Origin of the sequence: Porphyrobacter sp. ULC335 (assembly GCF_025917005.1) — a bacterium.
Classification (GTDB): Bacteria; Pseudomonadota; Alphaproteobacteria; order Sphingomonadales; family Sphingomonadaceae; genus Erythrobacter.
Genome location: NZ_CP078091.1, coordinates 487,357 through 509,196 on the forward strand (window position 1 = coordinate 487,357; position 21,840 = coordinate 509,196).

The 21,840-nt window shown below is 64.0% G+C and carries 22 protein-coding genes, 1 tRNA gene and 1 pseudogene; 10 read left to right on the plus strand and 14 right to left on the minus strand.

The genetic code is table 11. From position 1 onward, the window contains the following. Window positions 1–4: 4 nt before the first annotated feature. The 5 genes from KVF90_RS02285 to KVF90_RS02305 form a co-directional block, all read right to left on the minus strand. Window positions 5–1,528, minus strand: a complete 1,524-nt coding sequence (locus tag KVF90_RS02285) for a carboxylesterase/lipase family protein (RefSeq protein ID WP_264393235.1) — start codon at window positions 1,526–1,528, stop codon at window positions 5–7. After that, window positions 1,515–2,519 carry a sugar kinase gene (locus KVF90_RS02290; RefSeq protein ID WP_264393236.1) on the minus strand — a complete coding sequence of 335 codons (1,005 nt, stop codon included), beginning with the start codon at window positions 2,517–2,519 and terminating at the stop codon, window positions 1,515–1,517. Before KVF90_RS02290 ends, KVF90_RS02285 begins: the two co-directional genes overlap by 14 nt. Window positions 2,520–2,528: 9 nt before the next feature. Continuing rightward, window positions 2,529–3,284: a 2-dehydro-3-deoxy-D-gluconate 5-dehydrogenase KduD gene (gene kduD, locus KVF90_RS02295; RefSeq protein ID WP_264393237.1), complete on the minus strand. Its 756-nt coding sequence runs from the start codon at window positions 3,282–3,284 to the stop codon at window positions 2,529–2,531. A gap of 24 nt (window positions 3,285–3,308) precedes the next feature. After that, window positions 3,309–3,941 carry an RpiB/LacA/LacB family sugar-phosphate isomerase gene (locus KVF90_RS02300; RefSeq protein ID WP_264393238.1) on the minus strand — a complete coding sequence of 211 codons (633 nt, stop codon included), beginning with the start codon at window positions 3,939–3,941 and terminating at the stop codon, window positions 3,309–3,311. A 103-nt stretch (window positions 3,942–4,044) separates the two neighbouring features. Beyond that, window positions 4,045–5,064 carry a LacI family DNA-binding transcriptional regulator gene (locus KVF90_RS02305; RefSeq protein WP_264393239.1) on the minus strand — a complete coding sequence of 340 codons (1,020 nt, stop codon included), beginning with the start codon at window positions 5,062–5,064 and terminating at the stop codon, window positions 4,045–4,047. Window positions 5,065–5,231: 167 nt separating this feature from the next. Between KVF90_RS02305 and KVF90_RS02310 the strand changes: the two genes are divergently transcribed. Next, window positions 5,232–6,008 carry a 2-keto-4-pentenoate hydratase gene (locus KVF90_RS02310; protein WP_264393240.1) on the plus strand — a complete coding sequence of 259 codons (777 nt, stop codon included), beginning with the start codon at window positions 5,232–5,234 and terminating at the stop codon, window positions 6,006–6,008. Window positions 6,009–6,063: 55 nt separating this feature from the next. Here KVF90_RS02310 and KVF90_RS02315 read toward each other — a convergent pair whose 3' ends face one another. Both KVF90_RS02315 and KVF90_RS02320 read right to left on the minus strand, forming a co-directional pair. Further along, the gene (locus tag KVF90_RS02315; protein WP_264393241.1) at window positions 6,064–6,927 is read right to left on the minus strand and encodes a sterol desaturase family protein; all 864 of its coding nucleotides are present in this window, start codon (window positions 6,925–6,927) and stop codon (window positions 6,064–6,066) included. 300 nt (window positions 6,928–7,227) lie between these two features. After that, window positions 7,228–7,761 (minus strand): TetR/AcrR family transcriptional regulator, encoded by a 534-nt coding sequence (locus tag KVF90_RS02320; RefSeq protein WP_264393242.1) that lies wholly within the window; start codon window positions 7,759–7,761, stop codon window positions 7,228–7,230. 72 nt (window positions 7,762–7,833) lie between these two features. Between KVF90_RS02320 and KVF90_RS02325 the strand changes: the two genes are divergently transcribed. Then, the gene (locus KVF90_RS02325) at window positions 7,834–8,217 is read left to right on the plus strand and encodes a hypothetical protein (RefSeq protein ID WP_264393243.1); all 384 of its coding nucleotides are present in this window, start codon (window positions 7,834–7,836) and stop codon (window positions 8,215–8,217) included. A 340-nt stretch (window positions 8,218–8,557) separates the two neighbouring features. Here KVF90_RS02325 and KVF90_RS02330 read toward each other — a convergent pair whose 3' ends face one another. From KVF90_RS02330 to KVF90_RS02360, 7 genes are all read right to left on the minus strand, one after another. After that, window positions 8,558–8,977, minus strand: coding sequence for a nuclear transport factor 2 family protein (locus KVF90_RS02330; protein ID WP_264393244.1), 420 nt, complete (start codon window positions 8,975–8,977; stop codon window positions 8,558–8,560). Continuing rightward, window positions 8,977–9,210, minus strand: coding sequence for a biotin/lipoyl-containing protein (locus KVF90_RS02335; RefSeq protein ID WP_264393245.1), 234 nt, complete (start codon window positions 9,208–9,210; stop codon window positions 8,977–8,979). The genes KVF90_RS02330 and KVF90_RS02335 overlap by 1 nt, the downstream gene beginning before the upstream one ends. 1 nt (window position 9,211) lies before the next feature. Further along, complete coding sequence (locus KVF90_RS02340) at window positions 9,212–10,198, minus strand: alpha-ketoacid dehydrogenase subunit beta (protein WP_264393246.1); 987 nt, start codon at window positions 10,196–10,198, stop codon at window positions 9,212–9,214. Then, a complete protein-coding gene (locus tag KVF90_RS02345) occupies window positions 10,198–11,166 on the minus strand; it encodes a thiamine pyrophosphate-dependent dehydrogenase E1 component subunit alpha (RefSeq protein ID WP_264393247.1) in 969 nt (322 codons plus the stop codon). The genes KVF90_RS02340 and KVF90_RS02345 overlap by 1 nt, the downstream gene beginning before the upstream one ends. Before the next feature lie 28 nt (window positions 11,167–11,194). Continuing rightward, the gene (locus KVF90_RS02350; RefSeq protein WP_264393248.1) at window positions 11,195–11,959 is read right to left on the minus strand and encodes an SDR family NAD(P)-dependent oxidoreductase; all 765 of its coding nucleotides are present in this window, start codon (window positions 11,957–11,959) and stop codon (window positions 11,195–11,197) included. 139 nt (window positions 11,960–12,098) lie between these two features. Then, the gene (locus KVF90_RS02355) at window positions 12,099–13,289 is read right to left on the minus strand and encodes a hypothetical protein (protein WP_264393249.1); all 1,191 of its coding nucleotides are present in this window, start codon (window positions 13,287–13,289) and stop codon (window positions 12,099–12,101) included. Between the two features lie 258 nt (window positions 13,290–13,547). After that, window positions 13,548–13,622 (minus strand) — tRNA-Thr (locus KVF90_RS02360). 407 nt (window positions 13,623–14,029) lie between these two features. Here KVF90_RS02360 and gpmA point away from each other — a divergent pair. The 8 genes and pseudogenes from gpmA (at window position 14,030) to KVF90_RS02400 (ending at window position 21,729) form a co-directional block, all read left to right on the plus strand. After that, on the plus strand, window positions 14,030–14,716 hold the full coding sequence (gpmA, locus tag KVF90_RS02365; RefSeq protein ID WP_264393250.1) for a 2,3-diphosphoglycerate-dependent phosphoglycerate mutase: 687 nt from the start codon (window positions 14,030–14,032) through the stop codon (window positions 14,714–14,716). Then, window positions 14,716–15,219 carry a 5-(carboxyamino)imidazole ribonucleotide mutase gene (gene purE, locus KVF90_RS02370; RefSeq protein ID WP_264394622.1) on the plus strand — a complete coding sequence of 168 codons (504 nt, stop codon included), beginning with the start codon at window positions 14,716–14,718 and terminating at the stop codon, window positions 15,217–15,219. Before gpmA ends, purE begins: the two co-directional genes overlap by 1 nt. Next, entirely contained in the window at window positions 15,219–16,286 is a 1,068-nt protein-coding gene (locus KVF90_RS02375) for a 5-(carboxyamino)imidazole ribonucleotide synthase (protein ID WP_264393251.1), read from the plus strand. Before purE ends, KVF90_RS02375 begins: the two co-directional genes overlap by 1 nt. Beyond that, window positions 16,283–16,771 (plus strand): dihydrofolate reductase, encoded by a 489-nt coding sequence (locus KVF90_RS02380; RefSeq protein WP_264393252.1) that lies wholly within the window; start codon window positions 16,283–16,285, stop codon window positions 16,769–16,771. The genes KVF90_RS02375 and KVF90_RS02380 overlap by 4 nt, the downstream gene beginning before the upstream one ends. Continuing rightward, a pseudogene (locus KVF90_RS02385) lies at window positions 16,771–17,698 on the plus strand (bifunctional riboflavin kinase/FAD synthetase). The gene KVF90_RS02380 and the pseudogene KVF90_RS02385 overlap by 1 nt, the downstream one beginning before the upstream one ends. A gap of 188 nt (window positions 17,699–17,886) precedes the next feature. Next, window positions 17,887–20,790 (plus strand): isoleucine--tRNA ligase, encoded by a 2,904-nt coding sequence (gene ileS, locus KVF90_RS02390; protein WP_264393253.1) that lies wholly within the window; start codon window positions 17,887–17,889, stop codon window positions 20,788–20,790. Next, a complete protein-coding gene (gene lspA / locus KVF90_RS02395; protein WP_264393254.1) occupies window positions 20,787–21,323 on the plus strand; it encodes a signal peptidase II in 537 nt (178 codons plus the stop codon). Before ileS ends, lspA begins: the two co-directional genes overlap by 4 nt. Continuing rightward, a complete protein-coding gene (locus tag KVF90_RS02400) occupies window positions 21,316–21,729 on the plus strand; it encodes a DUF3035 domain-containing protein (protein ID WP_264393255.1) in 414 nt (137 codons plus the stop codon). Before lspA ends, KVF90_RS02400 begins: the two co-directional genes overlap by 8 nt. Window positions 21,730–21,840 lie beyond the last annotated feature (111 nt).

Genomic DNA, 21,840 nt, shown 5'->3' on the forward strand with positions numbered 1-21,840 from the left:
TTATTCAGGTTCCCGGCTGGACGTAAGGCACGCGGGCGAACAGCTCGCGCTCCCACTGGCGCGGATCGCTGACGACTATGCTCTGCTGATCAAAGATCATCGTCTGGCGTGCGGCCAGATCATAGGCGGGCCAACCGGGATCGCCGCTGCGGGCGAAGCGGACGAAGGCATCCATCATGGTTGCGCTCATGGCGGCCTGCGCGGGGGTGGCGTCGGGCGTGGTACCGAAGGCCAGTCCGATATCGTCGGTGTGCCGGGCTTGCTCGAAATCGAGTTGATAGACAAAGGTGTTGCCCCGCCCGTCCCGCGCGCGCGCCTCGGCCTCCTCCACCTGCCCGCGCCAGCTGCGTGCGGCGGTGACGATGCGGTGGAACAGCTCTACCGGCGCGTCTTCTGGATAGCGGGCACGGAACTGCTCGACCACCCAGCCGGGGTGGATATCGACCCGCATCTCGGGTGTGATCCGCTCCGCCAGATTGTCGAAGTCCAACCCTTTCAGAACCTTGCCGTCCGCCGGATAGAAGGCGCGGGTTTCGGCCACGGTGTTGCCCAGCAGCATGGGAATGTGCGCCGATTGCGGCGGGGCATCGGGCCAGAAGGGGTGGCGCGGCACGTTCCGCATATCCACCACCGGCCCGAAATAGACCCTGCCGCCCAGCACCGGATCGGGGGTATCCAGCGCCTGCAACAGGGTGTCGAGAGGGGCCTGGAGGGGGTCTGACCCCGCTCCGAGCGCAGCAAGGAAGGCCTGCGCACGGCGCGCGGCATTGATCGGACCGGAAGCGGTGACCTGCTGGCCGCTCATCGTGATGGCCTTGTGGAACAGCCCCGCCGCCGCCGGCATTGCCATCAGCGTGGCGATCTTTGCACCGCCGCCGGATTGGCCGAACAGCGTGACATTGCCCGGATCGCCGCCAAAACCCGCGATGTTCCGCTGCACCCATTCCAGTGCCGCGATCAGATCCAGCTGCCCGGCATTCCCGCTGTCGGGAAAGCGATCAGGCAGATAGAGGTAGCCGAGCGCGTGCAGCCGGTGATTGACCGTCACCACCACCACATCGCCCCGCGCCGCCAGCGCCGCTCCGTCATTGAGCGGATCGGTGACGCTGCCGCTGGAATAGGCTCCGCCATGGACATAGACCATCACCGGCAGGCCCTGCCCTCCTCTTGCCGGAACCCAGACATTCAGGAACAGGCAGTCCTCGGACTGCGGCCGGTAGGCCTTGCCGGGTTGCGGACAGGCCGGGCCGAAGCCGGGGGCCTGTTCCGCCATCGGCGCGCTTGAGACGACCTGCACCGGAGGCTGAAACCGCGCTGCCCGGGCATAGCGGATGCCGGCGAAGCGGTGGGCACGCACCGTCACGGGGTCAGCCGGATCGGTGATGAAACTCCCGATATAATGCCCCGAAGGCGCGCGCACTTCCGGCAGGCGGATCACTGTAGCCCGTCCCGTCACCCCTGCCGCACCGATCATTGCCACTCCGCCCGCCAGCACGGCGCGGCGGGAGAGGCCCTCAGCGGCGGACATCGTCCGCGCCCGCGCTGAAACTGTCCAGCATGGCGCGGCTGACCGGGCACATATCGCCGGGGATGCTATGCTTGAGCGCGGCGAGTGCCAGCCCGCGGCCTGCCATCACCGCCAGATCGCCGCCATCAAGCCAGCCGTCGAGCACACCTGCGGCAAAGGCATCACCGGTGCCGATCCGGTCGACGATGCCGGTGACGTCGATCTCGTCGGTCTGCACGCCGCCCGCGCGGGCGTCGACCCGCGCCGATATGCGGTGATGGTCGCTCGTCACCAGATGCCGCGCGGTCGAGGCGATCAGTTCAAGGTTCGGGAAAGCGTCGAAAGCCGCCTCGGCCGCTTCGCGCCGCCGCTCCTCGCCCTCGCCGGAGAACGGTCGCCCCAGCAGCAGCGCAATATCGCGGTGATTGCCGATCAGGATCGTCGCGTCAGCCACCAGCTCGCGCAGGATCGACGCCGGATCGCTATCCCACGCCGCCCAAAGCTGCGCGCGGTAATTGCCGTCAAAGCAGATCGGCACGCCCGCTGACCGCGCCGCCTCCTGCGCTGCCTTGGCCAGAGCCACGCCCTTGGGGCCGAGCGCCGGGGTGATCCCCCCGCAATGAAGCAGCTGCGCGCCCGCCAGCGCCTCGGCAAAGTCGATGCTTTCGGGCGCAGCGCAGGCAAAGGCACTGCCCGCCCGGTCATAGGTGATCGCCGCCGGACGCGGGCCGGAGCCTGCCTCCAGAAAATAGAGCCCCATGCGTCCGGGTGCGCGGGCGACATGGCTGGTATCGATCCCGCAGCCGCGCAGGGCCGCCAGCGCCTTGTCGCCCAGCGGATTGTCGCTCACCACGCCCGCAAAGCGCACCGCGTGGCCCAGCGCCGCCAGCGCCGAGGCGACATTCGCCTCAGCCCCGCCGACGACGATGTCGAGGCTCCCCGCCTGCACCAGCAAATGCCGGTCAGGCGGCGAGAGGCGCAGCAATATCTCGCCAAAGCAGGTGACTGTCATGGGCCGGGATTACCGCGCCAGCCAGCCGCCGTCGACCGCGAGGATATGTCCGGTGACATAGTCCGACGCGGGCGAGGCGAGGAACACCGCCGCCCCGGCGATGTCCTCCGGGCGGCCCCAGCGGCCTGCCGGAATGCGCTCCATGATCTGGCGGTTGCGGGTCTCGTCCGCTTGCAGCGCGGCGGTGTTGTTGGTGGTGATATATCCGGGCGCGATGGCGTTGACCTGCACGCCCTTGGGCGCGAGTTCGTTGGCCAGCGCTCTGGTCAGCCCCGCCACGCCCGATTTCGCTGCCGCATAGCTCGGCACACGGATGCCGCCCTGAAAGCTGAGCAGCGAGGCGATGTTGATGATCTTGCCCGCGCCCTGCCCCATCATCACGCGCGCTGCGGCCTGACTGAGGAAGAACAGCGTCTTGAGGTTGGTGTCGATCACCGCGTCCCAGTCATCCTCGGTGAAGTCCGCCAGATCGTTGCGGCGGATGATCCCGGCATTGTTGACGAGGATGTCCAGCCCGCCCAGCACTTCCACCGCATTGTCGACCAGCCCCTGCACCGGCGCGATCGAGGACAGGTCGGCGCGCAGATCCACGGCCTTGCGCCCGCTCGCCGCAATCATCGCCAGGGTTTCGGCGGGCGCGCTGCGTCCGGCCAGCGCGATATCGGCGCCCGCCTGAGCCAGAGCGACCGCAATCGCCTGACCGATGCCGGTATTGGCGCCGGTCACCAGCGCGCGCTTGCCGGTCAGATCGAAGGAAATGCCCATTGCCTGCCCTCCCCGTGCTGGCGATTAGATGCTCTTGAGATAGGCGGCGATCTGGTCGTCCTGGCAATTGGCGTAGAAGTATTCGGCGAAGCGCTCTCCGGCAATCGCGGCGCGCAGCAGGTCCTGATCGACGGTCTGCAATACGGTCAGCATATCGTGGCAGCTCGCCGCCTTGAGATCGGCCAGCTTGCCGCGATTGGTTGCCATGATCGCGGCGCGTTCCTTGGGGTAACCGGCGCCCGGCTCGCCTTCGAAAAGCTTGCGGTAGCAATCTTCAAGGTTCAGCTCCGCCGCCCAGCCGAAACCTTTGGCATAGGGCATGGAAATGGCATTTCCGGCGTTGATCTGGCTGAACAGGAATGCGTCAGTGGGATCGATCACCAGCCCGCAGAACACGCCGGGCATGGCGTTGCAGGCGAGCATCGAGCCCATGCCCGTGCCGCAACCGGTCACGACGAAATCGGCGGCCTTCGAATTCAGCAGGATACCGGTCAGCAGCCCGTTCATCACGTAAGTCAGCGATGCCGAATCCTCTGCGGTGTACATCCCGTAGTTGAAGACCTGGTGACCCAGCGGTTCGGCCACGGCGGTCAGCGCCTGATGGATGATGCCGTTCTTGGCGGCCTGGCTGTTTTCGGAGATGAGCGCGATCTTCATGGCTGGTCCTCTTGTACCCGTGGCCTCCTTCAGGAAACCGGTGTCATAGACTCACTTAGCCGCATTGTGCCCACGGTTTCAACCGCGATTTATGGCGCTGCGTTCAACTGCGGGGCGGAGCGACGGACTGGCGCTTGACCAGCGTCGCGGGGAAGCGGAACTGGCCTGCCGCCTCGTCATCCGGCGCGACCAGCTTGAGCGCGGCGGCGCGGCCCATTTCGCGCACCGGCCAGCCCACCGTGGTCATCGGCGGCCAGATATGGGCGGCAATCGGCGAATCGTCGAACCCGATGATCGAAAGGTCGTCCGGCACCTTCAGCGCACGCTGGCGGGCGGCGTGGAACGCCCCCGACGCCATTTCGTCATTGCTGGCGAAGATCGCGGTTGGCCGCTCTGCCGCATCAAGCAGCCGGCTGGCCGCGGCCATCCCCGAATCGAAGCGGTAGGTGCCTTGCGCGCGCGCTTCGGGCGGGACGGGCAATCCGTGCGCCTGCATCGCGGCAAGGAATCCCTCGCGCCGTTCAAAGGCTGACCGGAAGCCCTCGGGCCCTTCGATCAGCGCGATCCGCCGGTGACCCAGTTCAACCAGATAATCGACCGCCTGCCCCACCATCTCGCGATCGTTCGAAGCGACGATATGGTCCTCGTCGTCCAGCATCGCAGAACCCATGCGGACATAACCGCAGCCCATCTCCACGCACAGCTGCGCCAGCGCGTCATTTTCCGAAATCGGCGGCAGGATCAGCACGCCGTAAAGCCGCTGCTGTTCGAGAAAACGGCGGATGTCGTCGATCATCGTTGGCGCGTGGCGATCAACGGGGCGTACCACCAGCGCGAATTCAGTGTCGCGGATCGCGTCGAGCACGCCTTCCTGAAAGTTCAGCACGGTCTGCGCGTTGGGGTTGTCGTGCAGCAGGCCGAGCAGGAAATTGCGGCGCAGCGCCAGCGCGCGCGCCTGCGGATTGGGCACATAGCCCAGTTCCATGATGACCGTTTCGACCTTGGTGCGGGTGTCCTCGCTGAGCAACGCCGACCGGTTGATCACCCGGCTGACGGTTTTCTTCGATACGCCGGCAAGCCGGGCCACATCATTGATCGTTGGCGTCTTGTTCGATTTGGGCATCGTCGGTGTTGAACGCCTTTTCCTTGCTCGCGCCCTTCTAAAGGGCAATTCGGCGAATGCAAAACCGGCTCCTGCGATCCACCCGAAACGCGCGAAGAAAGCTTTTGACACCGGTTTCCTTTTTCGCCAAGGCTCATCGCGTGGGGAAGGACGACGAGAGGATTTTTGTGCTTTCCGAAGCTCGCGACATTGCTGGCGCGTTCGTCGCGGCGCGCCGCAGCGGGACAGCTCTCACGCAGTTTCCGGGTCGTCCCCCGCAGGATCTCGCCAGCGCCTATGCCGTGCAGGATTGCGCACTTTCGCTGTGGGAGCGGGAGGTCGGCGGCTGGAAAGTCGGGAGGATCAAACCGCCCAGCGATGCCGTGTTAGGCGCGGACCGGCTGGTCGGCCCGGCGTTCAGCGACACGATCCTGATGGCCACCGCCGAGCCCTGCCGGCTCCAGACCTTTCGCAACGGATTTGCCGCCGCCGAAGCCGAATTCATGCTCCGCCTTGCGCCTCAGCCCGGGCCGCTTCCGGCCACGCCGGATGCCGCGATGGACTGGATCGACGAAGTGCGCATCGGCATCGAGATCGCCTCGTCACCCTATCCCCGGATCAATGCCGACGGGCCATGCGTCACGATTGCCGATCACGGCAATAATGCCGGACTCTTGCTGGGACAGATTGTCGAACGCGACCGCTGGGATCGGCTCGAAGAGGTCGAGGTATCGCTGGCGATCGATGGCAGGATCGCGGGCCGGGCGACGACCGCGACGATGCTCGACGGCCCCTTCGGCGCGGCACGCTTTCTCATCGGCAACCTGCTGAGCCGCGGGATCGCCCTCAAGCCCGGCTGGTGGATTTCCAGCGGTGCGATCACCGGTGTGCACGAGGTTTCACCCGGCAGCCAAGTCACGGCCAGCTTCAGCGGGATCGGTTCGGTCGAGGCGTTGATCGGCTGAAGGCAGGGCCTTGGCCGCGGCACGTGCTGACGTGGCGGCTTAAGGAGCCTGCGCCCTACCCCTCGGCTGCCTTGTTCTTCTCCAGCCACGGGCGCAGCGGGAAGAGCCATTGTTCCTTGATCGACAGCCGCTTGCGATCATCCTGCCCGACAACCTCGCTCTCACCCTCCTTGTAGGTGCCGAACACGCGGTCCCAGAAGATCACCGAGTTGCCGTAATTGCAGCGCGTGTCCTCGTAAGACAGCGCGGTGTGGTGCAGGCTGTGGTTGCGGATGGTGGTGAAGAAGAAGCCGAACCAGATCGGCGGATCGGCGCGCACATTGGCATGGGCATAGACCGCAATCGCGCCCGAAGCGGTGATCGCGCCGAACAGCGCGTTGAGGTCCACATCAAGCAGTGAAATCACGCCAAGGCTGATCAGGAAAAGCTCGATCGGATTGCCGATAAAGCCCTTCATCGCATTGAGCTGCGTGATGTGGTGATGTGGCGCATGGGTCAGCCACAGCGGCGTCCAGTTGTGCATCGCGCGGTGCATCCAGTACTGGCCGAATTCGAAGGTGAACATCACCACCAGCACCTGCACAAGGAAGGGGCTGGCCGCGAGCCACGGGGTGGCGATGCCCCATGCCTCTTTCAATTCGCCCAGCGGCCCGTTGACCAGCGTGTCGGTCATGAAGCCGATCACGCCATAGCCGAAGGCGACATAGAAGATATCGGTCGCCAGCTCTCGGGTGTTGATGCGCCAGCCCTCGTGCCGCTCGAACACCAGTTCGAGCAGCTGGACAAAGGCGATCGTGCCAAGGCCAACCGCCATGATCGCCCACGGCCCCTGGGTCCATGCGGCAGGCGCAAGCCCCCAGAAGGCGAGGATCGCCGCGACAGTGGCAGGCGGCAGCAGATTGATGAGCGACTGTTTCACCGGATCATCCCCTATTCGGATCGCGGCCTGCTCTATGGCGGCGTCAGCGGCGGAGAGAATACGCCATTCTGCGCAGAGGGTCGAGAGGGAGGGGATTGGCAACGTCCGACTGGGCGAGACCGGCCGTTCGTTCAGCCCAAATCATTCAGCTGCTCTTGGGCCGGGAGCGAACGGGCAGGTTTTGGCGGTCGATCTATGTGAATCGGACGCTCAACTCCCACAAATTGACGATCGCGACAATGTAAGCGGTTCGGCATTTGGTTCGACGGGTAGCAAACGGTCGTGGGGCGAAGGTCATCGTCAGTTTTCTAGTAAACTACTGATTTGGTTGATCGTATCTTCGTCAACCGCTTTGTGCCTATCTGACAAAACCGCGCCTTGCCCAAGATAAGCCCAATAAATGAATGTGGCTCGACCTTGGGCGAGTTTTGAATTGAGCCCAGCTTTTTCCAGGAGTTGCGCAATATAATCAACACGCTGAGCATCGATCGTTGCGACAATGGAGGCCACTTTACGGTCTTGCGACGCCCAAGCGCGAACAGCCTGCTCTAACCCACGTTCCGCCACAAAGGCCCGCGTCAGCAGTAGTTTCAGGCGATGGCTGTCAGCGTGCTTGGCCAGATCGCGGATTATCCGGTCGGTCGCAATCTTTTGCCATGTTTTCAGAAGCTCGGACCTATAATCCTCCAGATCGCCAAAGTGCCAATAGAAGCTCCCTCGGCTCACATTCATTGATTTGGCGAGCGGCAAGACCCTGATTGCGTCAATTCCGTGGTCTGCAAGCACGCTGAGGCCATGCTTGATCCAAGCCGATTTGGTAAGTCGATCCGTCATGAGGTAACCATACACAAGTGTATTGACCGATAGCAAGGAGCGGGGTAGTGACCATACAGAGGTGTATGGTTTATGGCATGGCAGGATATTGCATTGATGGCAGCAGGCGCCATCGGCGGCGGTGTCGCCCTGATTCACGGTCTGTTGGTGCGCCGATTGATGGCGGCCCCTATCAATAGCCTCTTCCAGGCAGAACCAGCCATTTCGCAGCCGGTCAAAAGGTTGGTTCCGCTGTTGCTGGATTTCAGTGCCTACAATTGGTTTCTCAGCGGCATGGCCCTCGTAGCTGCCGCAATCTGGCTCGGGTCCGAGGCAAAGATGATGGTCGGTCTCCTTGCCGGAACTTCGTTCCTCTTTGCCGCGCTAGGCAATTTCTGGGGAACGAAGGGACGCCATATGGGCTGGGTGCCTTACGCGATTTCGACTGCTGCTATCTTCATCGCTTTAGTAGGTTAGCAATGGAAACAGGCGGCTGCAGACATGGTAGATTCTAGCGGCTTCATCATCGGTGTGGCTAATTGGAAAGCGCAACTGCGACCTCGTTCCCAATATACTACGGGGGCGTGCTTGAGGTGTGCTGCCGTGTTGCGTCAGGCGAAAGTCTGGAGCAATTTCCAGCCGTTGCCCAAAGTGGCTAATCTCCGAATTGTATCGCAAAGGTTGGCGTGATTGCGCTCTGCCAACAGATTTGCGCTCCCCATCTTACCGTCGCGATGCAAGGAAGGCGGTCAGTCCTAAACCACCGACTTCCAGACACGCTCGCCCGATCGCGGACTTCCCGGAAGCAGAAACCCCCTCACGCCCGCGCGGCGATCTCCGCCGCATCGAAGTAATGGATGCGCAGCTCGCGGAGCAGGCCGTCCTCGAAGCACCCGGCCTCGCAAATGGTCTGGGTGAAGGGCGCGGAGCCATCCTTGGGGTGCATGGTGAGACGGATCACCATCACCGCCCAGGTGTCACCCCCCGTGCAATCGAGCATCTCGAGCTTGGTATCGGCCCAGGTGCCATACATCGCCGCAGCGCAGCGCTGCAGCGCGTCCTTGCCCCGCCACTCGCCCGCGAAGGGCAGCGAGTTCGCTTCGTAGAGCACGAAATCGGGGTGGATCAGCGCCTCGACCGCGTTCCAGTCGCGCGTGCCGGCGGTGGCATAGACCCTCGACAGAAGTTCCCTCGGCGTGAGTCCTTGTTGTCCTACCGCTTCGCTACTTGAGGACATCACTCCTCAATCGTCCCGATCAGGTCGCCGACCTTGTAGACCGCACCTTCCTCGCCGGTTGGATGGATGATCCCGCTGGCCTGCGCCTCGATCTCGGTCGTGCTTTTGTCGGTCTCGACCGTGTAGATGATGTCGCCCTTCTCCACGCGCTCGCCCTCGCCGAACATCCATTCGACGAGGGTCATTTCAACCGCGCTCATGCCGAGCTTGGGGATGCGGATTTCCGATGCCATTCTAGACCTTACCTACCGATGCCTTGATCTGTGCGATCATGTCCGACTTCTGCGGAATCCATGCCTGCTCGAGGTGCGAGGCGAAGGGAACGGCCGAGAACGTCCCGCCGATGCGCCGCACCGGGCCCTTGAGGCTGTCCCAGCACTTTTCCTGGATGTTGGCGGCAATCTCCGCCCCGGTGCCGAACGGGCGCACGGCTTCGTGCAGGGTGATCGCACGGCCGGTCTTGCGCACCGATGCCAGAACGGTCGCCTCGTCATACGGAGCGATAGTTCTGAGGTCGATCACCTCGACCGAAATGCCTTCCTTGGCGAGATCATCGGCCACGGCGAGCGCATCCAGAACCGTGCGGCCATAGGTGATGAGGCTGATGTCGGTGCCCTCACGCGCAATCGCCGCCTTGCCGAGCGGTACGCGGTAGCCCGGGCCGGGATCTTCCGACTTCAGGCCGTAGCACAGGATGTTCTCGATGAAGATCACCGGGTCGTTGGCGTCGATGCTCGCCCGCATCAGCCCGCGGGCATCGGCGGCGTTGCTGGGCGTGACGACATGGATGCCTGCGACGTGGGCGAACCACGCTTCGAGCATGTCCGAATGCTGCCCGCCGAAGCCGACACCGACGCCGGTGGTGGTGCGGATCACCATCGGGCACGGCGTCTGCCCGCCCGACATGAAGCGCAGCTTGGCCGCGTGGTTGACGATCTGGTCCATGCAGACGCCGACGAAGTTCATCAGCATGATTTCGGCAATCGGCCGCTGCCCGGCCAGAGCCGCGCCAACCGCTGCACCGATGATCGCGGTTTCCGAAATCGGCGTCGCGCGGATGCGGTGTTCGCCATACTTCTCGGTCAGACCCGAGGTGACCTTGAACACCCCGCCGCCCTGCTTGGCGCTGACGTCTTCGCCAAGGCAGAACACGCCCGCGTCTTCGGCCATCGCCTCGTCGATTGCGAGGTTCAGCGCCTGGGTCATGGTGATCTGGGCCATCAGGCGGTCTCCTCGAGCACGTCTTTGTAGATTTCATCGGTATCGGGCAGCGGCGCGTTGAGCGCGTGCTCCACAGCAGCATCGATCTGCGCATTGATATCGGCGACGATCGCGTCCAGCTCTTCCTCGGTGAACTGGTGCTCCAGCATCACCTTGCGCAGCTTGGGCAGCGGGTCTTCGGCCTTCATCTCGGCGATATGCTCGGGCGGCATGTAGCTGAAGTCCGCGCCGAAGAAGTGGCCCATCATGCGGTAGCACATGGCCTCGACCAGCGTCGGCCCTTCGCCAGCACGGGCGCGGGCGACGGCTTCCTGCATCGCCGGGTAGATCTGGTGGACGTCATTGCCGTCAACGGTCACGCCCTTCATCCCGTAACCCGCAGCGCGGGTGGCGATGTTGGGGCTGTCGGTGTGATCGGCATAGGCGGTGTGTTCGCCATAGCGGTTGTTCTGGCACAGGAAAATGACCGGCAGCTTGTAGAGCTGGGCCATGTTCATCGCTTCGTGGAAGCCGCCGATATTGGCCGCGCCGTCACCGAAGCTCACCAGCGTCACGCGGCCATCGCCATTGTTCTGGCTCGCCATCGCAAGGCCGTTGGCGATGGGGAGGCCCGAGCCGACCACGCCGGTGGTGACCATGATGCCGGTGTCGGGATCGGTGATGTGCATGGTGCCGCCCTTGCCCTTGCAGGTGCCGGTCGCCTTGCCGAGGCATTCGCCCCACCACTTCTCCATCGGGATGCCCTTGGCGGTCTGCTCGCCCTGCCCGCGATAGGTGCAGACGACGTAGTCTTCCTTCTCGAGCGCCGCCATCGCCGCGGCCGAGACCAGCTCCTGCCCGCGCACGCAGTAATACATCACCGCCACCTTGCCGCCCATCAGCAGCTCGCGGAACTTCTCGTCGGTGCGGTTCACCTTCATCGTGCGGGTGTAGATGTCGAGCAGCTTGTCGCGGTCGATCTGGGCCATGTGTGTCACCTTTAGCGGTAAGCGGGAATTAGAACTGGACGCGCTGGGTGAACCCGCCGTCGACGACGATGTTCGCCCCCGTCATGTAAGGCACCGCGGGGCTGGCGACGAAGACGATCGCCTTGGCGACCTCCACCGGCTCGCCGAAGCGGCCCATCGGCATCTTGGCGAGGGTGCCATCGTAGAGCGGCTTCATGTGCTCTTCGATGATCTCCCAGTTGCCGCCCTTGTAATAGATCGCTCCCGGCGAAACGGTGTTCACCCGGATGCCCTTGGAGGCGTAGGCCTGCGAAAGCTGCGAGGCATAGGTGATCAGCGCGGCCTTCAGCGCGTTGAACGGGTTGGGGGCGATGAAGGTCTCGAGCGCGGCGGTCGAGGACAGCATCACGATCGAGCCGGTGCCCGAGGCTTCCAGATAAGGCGTCAGGGTCTCGACCGCATAGGCCGCGCCCTTGATGTCCATGTCGAGACAGGCCTGCCAGTCCCCCGCCCCGCCGGTGCCCGAGGCGCTGGCGGTGTGGACGAAGATATCGCAGCCGCCGAGTTCCTTCACCGCTTTCTCAAGCCACGCCTGATAGGCTTCGGTGCCGGTCGCCATGTCGAAGACCTCGGCAAACACCTTGCCCGGCCCGGCCGCGTCGATCTCGGCCACGGCCGCGGCGATCTTGTCTTCCTTGCGGCTGAAGAAGGCAACATCCGCGCCCTCGGCAGCGAACAGCTTGAGCGACTGAAGCCCGAGGCCATGCGCCCCGCCGTTCATGATGACCTTCTTGCCCTTGAGTCCCAGATCCATAGCGCCTCTCCCCGGCTTTAGCTTTACAGGCTGAGGGGATAGCCGAGTGGGGGGGGCGGGGCGTATCGTCAATTTTGGGGGGTTTGAAAGCACGCCCTGGCCGTCGGCCCGTGCTTGACACATCACGATGACGAGCGATCTAGAGATCGATTGCGTACTCCTCCAAGGATACCAGGTCGCCGCCCTTCAGCACCAGATGATACTTTCCATCGATCGGGCGACCTTTTACGTGCCAGTATTGCCTGTGCTCCAAGGTCGTTTGGTATAGAGACAAAGTATACTGTCTCATTTTTTCCAACGGGATTGCGTACGCTCGATCTAGATCAACGCAGCCGAGCACAAAGTACCCGCTGTTAGCCTCGGCGAGAAATTGATCCTGAGTTGGATGATAGGCATACCAATAGGGTTCTGCCTTGTTTTCGTACCGTTTAGAAATGACCGCGACGGCCCGGACAGTATCGTTAGGCGATGAGTAAGATGCACGTCGCTCCCGCACGAGTTTACAACCAAGCTTATCCCCAAGGGCCTTGATGGCTTCAGAACGTTTGGCCTCCAATAGTCCTTTCGAGGTTGGGTTTTGGATTTTCGGCCCTTCACTCGTAATGACGCTGCCGGCGTCACCCTCCTCGAGTTCGTCGGCTTCGGCACTTTCCACATCGACCGTAGCGTCAAACATCAGGTCAACAAACCCATCAAGTCGGGTGTATTCTACAGGTTGCAGGAGAGCCTGGATCCGCTTCACGATCTGGTCAGAGGAAGATTTCTCTTTAAGCTTGAGCAAGCGAAGCAAACTATCTGCCCCGATGACCCTCATAGTCCAAGCGTGACGTGAGCCTCGGATTTGAGCCTCGAGAGAACCTGTATCTTGGCGCCCGACAACAAAAAGAACGGCCGAATCAGGAGAAACGGTCCCTTGCGCAATAAGCTTCTTCCGATAGTCAGCGACTGTTTCGAGCTTAACATTGTACAAGTCTGTGGTTTTCACCTCAACGACCAAATCTGCCCCGTCCCCTTGCCAAATGCCGTCGAAGCCAACGGAACCTGGCTTTCCCCTATACAGGCCATTTTCAACCAAGAACTCCAAACGTCGGCCCATTTCGTTGACAACGTCCTGCAAAACCAAGCCGCTGTTTTCAAATGTGTCGACCAAGCACTCGTCGGTAAACTTGGCTAAAGCATCTGAATCAACTTCTTTGAGAAAGTCGCGCAATTCCGATGAGCATAGAGAGCTGTCTCTCAGCTTTCCATCGCCTGCAATCGCAACTATTTGCCGGATAGCGTAGGCATTAAAGGTCTCAGGTTTTGAATGCCAAAGGCTAAGTAGAGACATGCAAACTCCTGGAAGTCCTTAGGGTTCTTCCCTTCATGCCCCACCCCGATCTGGACGTCTACTGATCCGCACACACACACCTATGTATATCTGATCTGCAATGGCATTGAGCATGGCAATGCGACTCTAGAATGGAGCCAGCGAGCCGCAGGTGCCCGGAACGAAGCGTAGCGAAGTGGAGGATTGGCGCCGAGGACGTCGGCGCGGACGCGCCGGTGAAACCACAAGGACTCATCTTCGCCCCCGCTGGGGCGAAGATGGTGCTGCTGGGGAGGATTGAACTCCCGACCTCACCCTTACCAAGGGTGCGCTCTACCACTGAGCTACAGCAGCGCCGGACAAGGCGCGCCCTATTGTCGTGCCGCCCTGCATTGTCAACGTTCTTGTTGCGCTATCGCTTCGCTGCGTGAGCGCGGCCTTGATGGCGGCGCCTCTAATCTGCAAGGCGTTTCATATGAGTGAAGAGCCTCGCAAGAATATGTCGCATGCGGAAGCCCGCGCGGAGCGTCTCGCGGCCAAGCTGCGCGAGAACCTGCGGCGGCGCAAAGCGCAGGCGCGCGCGATTGGCGAATCACCAACAGAAACGCTTCCCAATCCGCCTCGCGAAAGCTAACCCCCCGCGCTCTGATGTAGTGAGAGGACCAGGCCGCCCGCTCCCCCACCCTTCCACCCGGAGCCTGCCGGGTTACCATCCGGGTGGAAGGGTGGGGGAGCGGGCGGCGCGGCAAGACGGAGTTAGAATGCCCAAGCTCATCCTCGTCCGCCACGGCCAGAGCCAGTGGAACCTCGAAAACCGCTTCACCGGCTGGTGGGATGTTGACCTGACCGAGCAAGGTGTGGCCGAAGCCACGGCGGCAGGCGTGCTGCTGCGCGACAAGGGCGTGCTGCCCTCTTACGCCTTCACCTCGCTCCAGACCCGCGCGATCAAGACGCTGCATCTGGCGCTGGAAGCCGCCCACCGCCTGTGGATCCCCGAGACCAAGGACTGGCGGCTGAACGAGCGGCACTATGGCGGGCTCACCGGGCTCGACAAGCAGGAGACCCGCGAGAAGCATGGCGACGAGCAGGTGCTGATCTGGCGCCGCAGCTTCGACGTGCCGCCGCCGGTGCTCGAGGCGGGGAGCGAGTTCGATCTCGCGGCTGACCCGCGCTATGCCGGGATCCCCATTCCTTCGACCGAGAGCCTCAAGCTGACGATCGAACGCGTGCTGCCCTATTGGGAAAGCGCAATCCTCCCGGTGCTGACCAGTGGCGAGACGGTGATCATCGCCGCCCACGGCAACAGCCTGCGCGCGCTGGTCAAGCACCTGTCGGGCATTTCGGATGCGGACATCACCGACCTCGAGATTCCCACCGGCCAGCCGATCATCTATGAGTTCGGGGCCGATATGGTGCCCGGCGAGCGGTACTATCTGAAGGACGCATGATGGAAGCCACCGGGGGCAAGGTCGCGATCGTGATGGGCAGCCAGTCGGACTGGCCGACCATGAAGGCCGCCGCCGAGGTGCTGGACGAGCTGGAAGTGCCTTACGAGGCGCGCATCACCTCCGCGCACCGCACGCCTGACCGGATGGTGGCCTTTGCCAAGGGGGCCGAGGGCGAAGGCTTCAGCGTCATCATCGCAGGCGCAGGCGGCGCGGCGCATCTGCCCGGCATGATCGCCAGCATGACGCATCTTCCGGTGCTGGGCGTGCCGGTGCAGTCCAAGGCTTTGAGCGGCATGGATAGCCTGCTCTCGATCGTGCAGATGCCGGGCGGCATTCCCGTCGGCACGCTCGCCATCGGCGAGGCCGGGGCGAAGAACGCGGGCCTGCTGGCCGCCGCGATCCTCGCGCTTTCAGATGAGGCTCTCTCCGAACGGTTGCAGGACTGGCGCGCGGCCAAGAGCGCCGCCGTGGCCGAAACGCCGGCCGAAGAACCTTTACGCTGATGCTCGCGCCCGGCTCCACTATCGGCATTCTGGGCGGCGGGCAGCTGGGCCGGATGATGGCCGTCGCCGCCTTGCAGCTCGGCTACAAGGTGGTGGGTTTTGCGCCAGAGGGCGACAATGTCGCGGCTGATGCCTGCACCGCTTTCATCACTGCCGACTGGGATGACGCTGCTGCGCTCGCACGGTTCGCGGCAGCTTGCGATGTGGTAACCTGGGAGTTCGAAAACGTCCCCCTCGGCACGGTTGCCGCGATCCCTGACGCCTTGCTCCCCTGCCCTCCGCGCGCGCTTCAGGTCGCGCAGGACCGGCTTAGCGAAAAAGCCTTTGCCGCCAGCCTTGGCGGGGTACCCGCGCCCTACAGCGCGGTTTCGAGCGAGGCCGATTTTGCCGCAGCGCTCGCCAGCGTCGGCACCCCCGGCATCCTCAAGACCGCGCGTGATGGCTATGACGGCAAGGGCCAATGGCGGGTGCGTTCCGTGCTGGAAGCGGGCGGCATCGCCTTCCCCGGCGTCACCTGCATCTACGAAGGCTTCGTCATGTACGAGACGGAGTTCTCGGTGATCCTTGTGCGCGGGCAGGACGGGACAGTGAAGTTCTGGGATTCGACCGCCAACCTCCACGAAGGCGGGATGCTGTCGCTTTCGGTCCTGCCGGCGGGCGCGATGGTCGAGGCGCAGGTGCCCGCCGCACGCCAGCTTGCCGCCAAGGTCGCCGACGCGCTCGGCTATGTCGGGGTGCTGACGCTGGAGTTTTTCGCCACGCGGGAAGGCCCGGTGTTCAACGAGATGGCCCCGCGGGTGCACAATTCTGGCCACTGGACCATCGAGGGCGCGGCCACCAGCCAGTTCGAAAACCACATCCGCGCGATCTGCGGGTTGCCGCTGGGGGGCACAAAGACCCGCTTCGCCAGCATCGAGATGCGCAACATCGTCGGCGACGATGCCCTGCGCGCCCACGCCATCCTCGCTGAACCGGGCGAGCCGCACCTGCACCTCTACGGCAAGGCCGAAGCGCGTGAAGGGCGCAAGATGGGCCACGTCACCCGCGTCGGACACGCGCTGAAATGACCCCCGAGATCGTGCTGATCTACGCGCGCGCCGCCAATGGCGCGATCGGGCTCGACGACGATCTGCCGTGGCGGCTGCCCGCTGATCTCAAGCGGTTCAAGGCGCTGACAATGAGCAAGCCGATGGTGATGGGCCGCAAGACCTTCGAGAGCCTGCCCGGTCTGCTGCCGGGTCGCCGCCATATCGTGCTGACCCGCGATGCCGGGTGGGCTGCCGAGGGAGCAGAGACCGCCGCCACGCTCGACGATGCAGTGGCGCTCGCGGGGGGCGAGACGATCGCCATCATCGGCGGGTCGGCGGTGTTCGAAGCCTTTTTGCCGCGCGCTGACAGAGTCGAACTCACCAGGATCCATGCCGACTATGAGGGCGACACCTTCATGCCGGAACTCGGCCCCGATTGGCACGAGGTGGCGCGCGAGGATCACGCGGCCGAGGGCGATTACCCCGCCTTCTCCTTCCTCACCTATCGCAAGGTCGCAAGCTGATGCGCTGGCTCGATCATCGCGATTCCATGCCCGAGGCGCTGCGCGGCGCGATCATCGCGCTCGGCAATTTCGACGGGTTCCATCGCGGCCATCAGGCCGTGGCGGGTGAAGCGATCCGCTGGGCGCAGGCCGAGGGTCGCCCCTCGATCATCGCCACCTTCGATCCGCATCCGGTGCGCTTCTTCCGGCCCGATGTGCCGCCCTTCCGCCTGACGACGCTCGAACAGCGGCAGGAACTCTACCTCGCCGCGGGGGCAACCGCGATGCTGGTGTTCCACTTCGACGCCGAACTGGCGGGGAAGAGCGCGGAGGACTTTATCCGCGCCATCCTGATCGACCGCTTCGGCGCGCACGGGGTGGTGACGGGGGGGCGATTTCACCTTCGGCAAGGGTGCCAAGGGCAATGTGGATCTGCTGCGCACCCTCGGCGGCGAATTGGGCCTGCAATCGCGCGTTGTCGCGGCGGTCAGCGAGGGCGACGAGGTCGTCTCCTCCAGCCGCATTCGTCAGGCCCTGCGCGAAGGCGACCCGCAGGAAGCCGCACGCTTGCTGACCCGGCCCTTCGCGATCCGCGGCATCGTCGAACATGGCGACAAACGCGGGCGCACCATCGGCTATCCGACGGCGAACCTCGGCGTCGAGAATTACCTGCGGCCCAAATACGGCATCTACGCCGTGACGGGCCGCATTCTGGCGACCGGACAGGTGCTGCACGGCGCGGCCAATATCGGCATCCGCCCGCAGTTCGAACCGCCCAAGGAGCTGCTCGAACCCTTCTTCTTCGACTTCTCCGGCGACCTTTACGGACAGGAGATCGAGATCGCCTTCCACCACTTCCTGCGCGGCGAGGCGAAGTTCGATAGCCTTGAAGCCCTGATCGAGCAGATGGACAAGGATTGCGCCGAGGCGCGGCGCCTGCTCGGTTGAATTTGTTCACGCGAAGACGCGAAGAGGTTGCAGCTGGCCGCAGGCCGAGCACCCTCCATGAACCAATTGCCTGATGTTGTGTTCGGCTGCGCCGGAACGGCCGACATCTTCGCGTCTTCGCGTGAAACACCCGTTCCCACCAAGACAAATTGCGCAAACCCCGCACGCCCGCTAAGGCCCGCCGCATCATGAGCGACGACAGCACGCAGCGCGATTACCGGGACACCGTCTTCCTGCCGAAGACCGAGTTCCCGATGAAGGCCGGCCTTCCGCAGAAGGAGCCGGGCATTGCCGCGCGCTGGGAAGCGATTGGCCTCTATGACGCCCTGCGCGCCGCACGCCGCGGCCGCGAGAAGTTCATCCTCCATGATGGCCCGCCCTACGCCAATGGCGACATGCATATCGGCCATGCGCTCAACCACATCCTCAAGGACATGGTCTGCCGCACCCAGAACCTGCTGGGCCGCGATGCGCCTTACGTGCCCGGCTGGGACTGCCACGGCCTCCCCATCGAATGGAAGGTCGAGGAGCAGTATCGCAAGGAGAAGAAGGCCAAGCCCGTCCTCACCGGCGCGGGCCGAGACGAGGCGGCGGTCAAGGCGTTCCGCGACGAGTGCCGCGCCTATGCGCAACGCTGGGTCGATGCGCAGCGCGGGCAGCTGAAGCGCCTCGGCATCATGGGCGATTGGGACCACCCCTACCTCACCATGCAGAAGGAGAGCGAGGCGGTGATCGTCGCCGAGCTTCTGAAGCTGGCCGAGGCGGGGAATGTCTACCGCGGATCGAAGCCGGTGATGTGGTCCCCGGTCGAACAGACCGCGCTCGCCGAGGCGGAGGTCGAATACGAGGACATCACCTCGACCCAGATCGACGTGGCGTTCGAGATTGTTGAATCGCCCATTCCGGAGCTGGTCGGCGCCCACGCGGTGATCTGGACGACGACGCCGTGGACGATCCCGGTGAACCAGGCTTTGGCTTACGGGCCCGAGGTTGAATACGTCTTGCTCCGAACAACCTCCGGTTTGAAAATTCTGGTCGCAAAGGAATTGCAGGGCGCCATGGGTGTGCGCGGACGCTCCGCAGGAGCGAACGGCGGCTACCTCGACGATCGGCTGTCCGATGGTAATGACGTCGAATTGTGGGCAGGCAAAGGTTCCGAACTCGCCGGAACCCTCGCCCGCCACCCGATGCACCACCTCGGCGGGTTCTACGCCGCGCCGCGCCCGCTGCTCCCCGGCGATTTCGTTACCACCGACAGCGGCACCGGCCTCGTCCACATGGCGCCCGACCACGGCGAGGACGACTTCGACCTGTGCAAGGCGAACGGGATCAACCCCGTCTTCGCGGTGATGGACGACGGGCGCTACCGCGACGATTGGGGCTGGCTGGGCGCGGCGGATGAGCGCCGCATGAGCGTCATCAACCCCAAGTTTAACGCGCCGCCCAATTCTGAAGGGACTGGGGGCCCGATCTGCGAGGACCTGCGCGAAGCGGGCGCGTTGCTCGCCGCGAGTGCGGACTACGCGCACTCCTACCCGCATTCGTGGCGCTCCAAGGCCAAGGTGATCTTCCGCTGCACCCCGCAGTGGTTCGTGCCGATGGACAAGCCGCTGGGTGACGGCACCACGCTGCGCGACACGGCCATTGCCGAAATCGCCCGCGTCCAGTTCATCCCCGAAAAGGGCCGCAACCGCATCGGCGCGATGGTCGAGGGGCGGCCCGACTGGGTGCTCTCCCGCCAGCGCGCATGGGGCGTGCCGATCACGCTGTTCGTGCGGCCGGATGGTTCGTACCTGCAAGACGCCGAGGTCAACGCCCGTATCGTCGCGGCGGTGAACGCGGATGGCATGGACGCGTGGAACAGCGCCAACAAAGCGGCGTTCCTCGGCCCGGACTACGACCCCGCAGAGTTCGAGATGGTCACCGACATTCTCGACGTGTGGTTCGATAGCGGCTGCACCCATGCCTTCGTGCTGGAGTCGGGGCGCTGGCCGGACCTGCAATGGCCCGCCAACCTCTACCTTGAAGGCAGCGACCAGCATCGCGGCTGGTTCCAGTCCTCGCTGCTTGAAAGCTGCGTCACCCGCGGCCGCGCGCCTTACGATCAGGTTCTCACCCACGGCTTCACCATGGATGCCAAGGGCAAGAAGATGTCCAAGAGCCTCGGCAACACGGTCGATCCGCTCAAGGTGATGGAGACCTACGGCGCGGACATCATCCGGCTGTGGGCGCTTTCGGTCGATTTCACCGAGGATCACCGCATCGGCGATGAAATCCTCAAAGGCGTGGGCGACCAGTACCGCAAGCTGCGCAACACCTTCCGCTACCTGCTCGGCGCGCTCGACGGGTTTGTGGGCGATATGAGCGATTCGGGAGAACTGCCCGAGCTCGAAGTCTATGTGCTGGCGCTGCTGGCCGACCTCGATCGCAAGTTGAAGGCGGCGGCGGAGGCTTACGACTTCAACCTCTACACCCGCCTGTTGGTCGATTTCTGCAACGAGGACCTTTCGGCGTTCTTCTTCGATATCCGCAAGGACTCGCTCTATTGCGACGGCCCGGATTCGACCACGCGCAACGCCTATCGCACCGTGCTCGACCTGCTGTTCCACGCGCTGGTGCGCTATGCCGCGCCGGTGCTGGTGTTCACCGCCGAGGAAGTGTGGATGAGCCGCTATCCCGAGGACGGCGAGGAGGATGACGCCGGCCAGCGCGGGTCTGTCCACCTGCTCGAATGGCCGAGCGTGCCGGGCGTGGTGGTCGAGAATGCCAAGTGGGCGCAGCTGCGCGCCCTTCGCGATTCCGTCAACGAAGCGATCGAACCGCTGCGCCGCGACAAGACCATCCGCTCCAGCCTCGAGGCCGAAGTGGTCGTCCCCGCCAGCATGGTGCCCGAAGGTGTCAGCGACGAACAACTCGCCGAGCTGTTCATCACCGCGACAGTCACCCGCGGGCAGGGCGATGCCGTGATCGTCACCAAGACCGCCCACCACAAGTGCTCGCGCTGCTGGCGCCATCTGCCCGACGTGGCGGATGACGGCGCGCTGTGCGGTCGCTGTGACGATGTGGTCAGCGTTATGGACGGTGCCGCATGAGCGCGCTGTTCACCCGCAACCGGCTGATCGGCCTCGCCATCGCCGCCCTGATCGCGATCGTCGATCAGGCGGTGAAGTGGTACGTGGTCGGCCCGCTGGCGCTGCGGCAGGTGGGGCGGATCGACCTGCTCCCCTTCTTCGACCTAACCTATACCGAGAACAAGGGCATCTCGCTGGGGATGTTCCAGGCCTATGACATGGAAACCCGCTGGCTGCTGGTGGCGCTCACCGCAGGCATCGCGCTGGTCGTGCTGGTGTGGATGATGCGCGAAAAGGCCATGGGTGAGATCGCCGGGCTCGCGCTGATCCTCGGCGGGGCGCTGGGCAATATCCGTGACCGCTTCGATCTGGGCTATGTCATCGACTATGCCGATTTCCACATCGGAACATTCCGGCCCTTCCTGATCTTCAACATTGCCGACGCCGCGATCACCATTGGCGTCGTCATTATCCTTGCCCGCAGCCTGCTGGTGCGCGACAAGGCGGACACCGAAACCGGGGAAGCGCCCCGTGGAGAGCGACAAGATGCGTAAGTTTGCACCCCTGATCCTGTTGGCTGGCGCTTCGGCGATGCTGGCTGCCTGTGGCGGCGGCGGCGGGGTGTTCGATCGCGCACGGCCGGACGAATTCGCCGTGCAGCGTCAGGCGCCCTTGGTTGTGCCGCCCGATTTCACGCTGACCCCGCCCGCCCCCGGCGCCCCGCGCCCGGCTGAGGGTACCGCGTCCGAACAGGCGCTTGATGCCCTGTTCGGCGGTCCGGCCCCGCGCAGCCGCGTCGAAGCCAGCTTGATCGACCGCGCCGGCGCGGCCGCGCCGAGCATCCGCAGCCAAGTCGGCGATACCGGCACCAACACCGTCGCCAAGGGCCGGGTGACCCGCGACATCATCGCCGCGCCGGAAGGCGACGGGCAAGCGGCAAGCACGGTTATCCCTTCTTGATGTTCCGCACGCCTCCGGCGTGCGAAATCCTCGCTCACGGGGCCTGAAGGCCCCGTCGCTGCGGGCGGCCGGTCGGCCTTGCGGTCGCTGGCGCGACCGATTCCAGCGCAA

Excerpts from the sequence above, each read along its gene's own strand:
- KVF90_RS02285 (WP_264393235.1), bottom strand. The coding sequence starts at position 1,528 with ATGTCCGCCGCTGAGGGCCTCTCCCGCCGCGCCGTGCTGGCGGGCGGA.
- KVF90_RS02290 (WP_264393236.1), bottom strand. The coding sequence starts at position 2,519 with ATGACAGTCACCTGCTTTGGCGAGATATTGCTGCGCCTCTCGCCGCCT.
- kduD (WP_264393237.1), bottom strand. The coding sequence starts at position 3,284 with ATGGGCATTTCCTTCGATCTGACCGGCAAGCGCGCGCTGGTGACCGGC.
- KVF90_RS02300 (WP_264393238.1), bottom strand. The coding sequence starts at position 3,941 with ATGAAGATCGCGCTCATCTCCGAAAACAGCCAGGCCGCCAAGAACGGC.
- KVF90_RS02305 (WP_264393239.1), bottom strand. The coding sequence starts at position 5,064 with ATGCCCAAATCGAACAAGACGCCAACGATCAATGATGTGGCCCGGCTT.
- KVF90_RS02320 (WP_264393242.1), bottom strand. The coding sequence starts at position 7,761 with ATGACGGATCGACTTACCAAATCGGCTTGGATCAAGCATGGCCTCAGC.
- KVF90_RS02325 (WP_264393243.1), top strand. The coding sequence starts at position 7,834 with ATGGCATGGCAGGATATTGCATTGATGGCAGCAGGCGCCATCGGCGGC.
- KVF90_RS02330 (WP_264393244.1), bottom strand. The coding sequence starts at position 8,977 with ATGTCCTCAAGTAGCGAAGCGGTAGGACAACAAGGACTCACGCCGAGG.
- KVF90_RS02335 (WP_264393245.1), bottom strand. The coding sequence starts at position 9,210 with ATGGCATCGGAAATCCGCATCCCCAAGCTCGGCATGAGCGCGGTTGAA.
- KVF90_RS02340 (WP_264393246.1), bottom strand. The coding sequence starts at position 10,198 with ATGGCCCAGATCACCATGACCCAGGCGCTGAACCTCGCAATCGACGAG.
- KVF90_RS02345 (WP_264393247.1), bottom strand. The coding sequence starts at position 11,166 with ATGGCCCAGATCGACCGCGACAAGCTGCTCGACATCTACACCCGCACG.
- KVF90_RS02350 (WP_264393248.1), bottom strand. The coding sequence starts at position 11,959 with ATGGATCTGGGACTCAAGGGCAAGAAGGTCATCATGAACGGCGGGGCG.
- KVF90_RS02355 (WP_264393249.1), bottom strand. The coding sequence starts at position 13,289 with ATGTCTCTACTTAGCCTTTGGCATTCAAAACCTGAGACCTTTAATGCC.
- gpmA (WP_264393250.1), top strand. The coding sequence starts at position 14,030 with ATGCCCAAGCTCATCCTCGTCCGCCACGGCCAGAGCCAGTGGAACCTC.
- purE (WP_264394622.1), top strand. The coding sequence starts at position 14,716 with ATGGAAGCCACCGGGGGCAAGGTCGCGATCGTGATGGGCAGCCAGTCG.
- KVF90_RS02375 (WP_264393251.1), top strand. The coding sequence starts at position 15,219 with ATGCTCGCGCCCGGCTCCACTATCGGCATTCTGGGCGGCGGGCAGCTG.
- KVF90_RS02380 (WP_264393252.1), top strand. The coding sequence starts at position 16,283 with ATGACCCCCGAGATCGTGCTGATCTACGCGCGCGCCGCCAATGGCGCG.
- ileS (WP_264393253.1), top strand. The coding sequence starts at position 17,887 with ATGAGCGACGACAGCACGCAGCGCGATTACCGGGACACCGTCTTCCTG.
- lspA (WP_264393254.1), top strand. The coding sequence starts at position 20,787 with ATGAGCGCGCTGTTCACCCGCAACCGGCTGATCGGCCTCGCCATCGCC.
- KVF90_RS02400 (WP_264393255.1), top strand. The coding sequence starts at position 21,316 with ATGCGTAAGTTTGCACCCCTGATCCTGTTGGCTGGCGCTTCGGCGATG.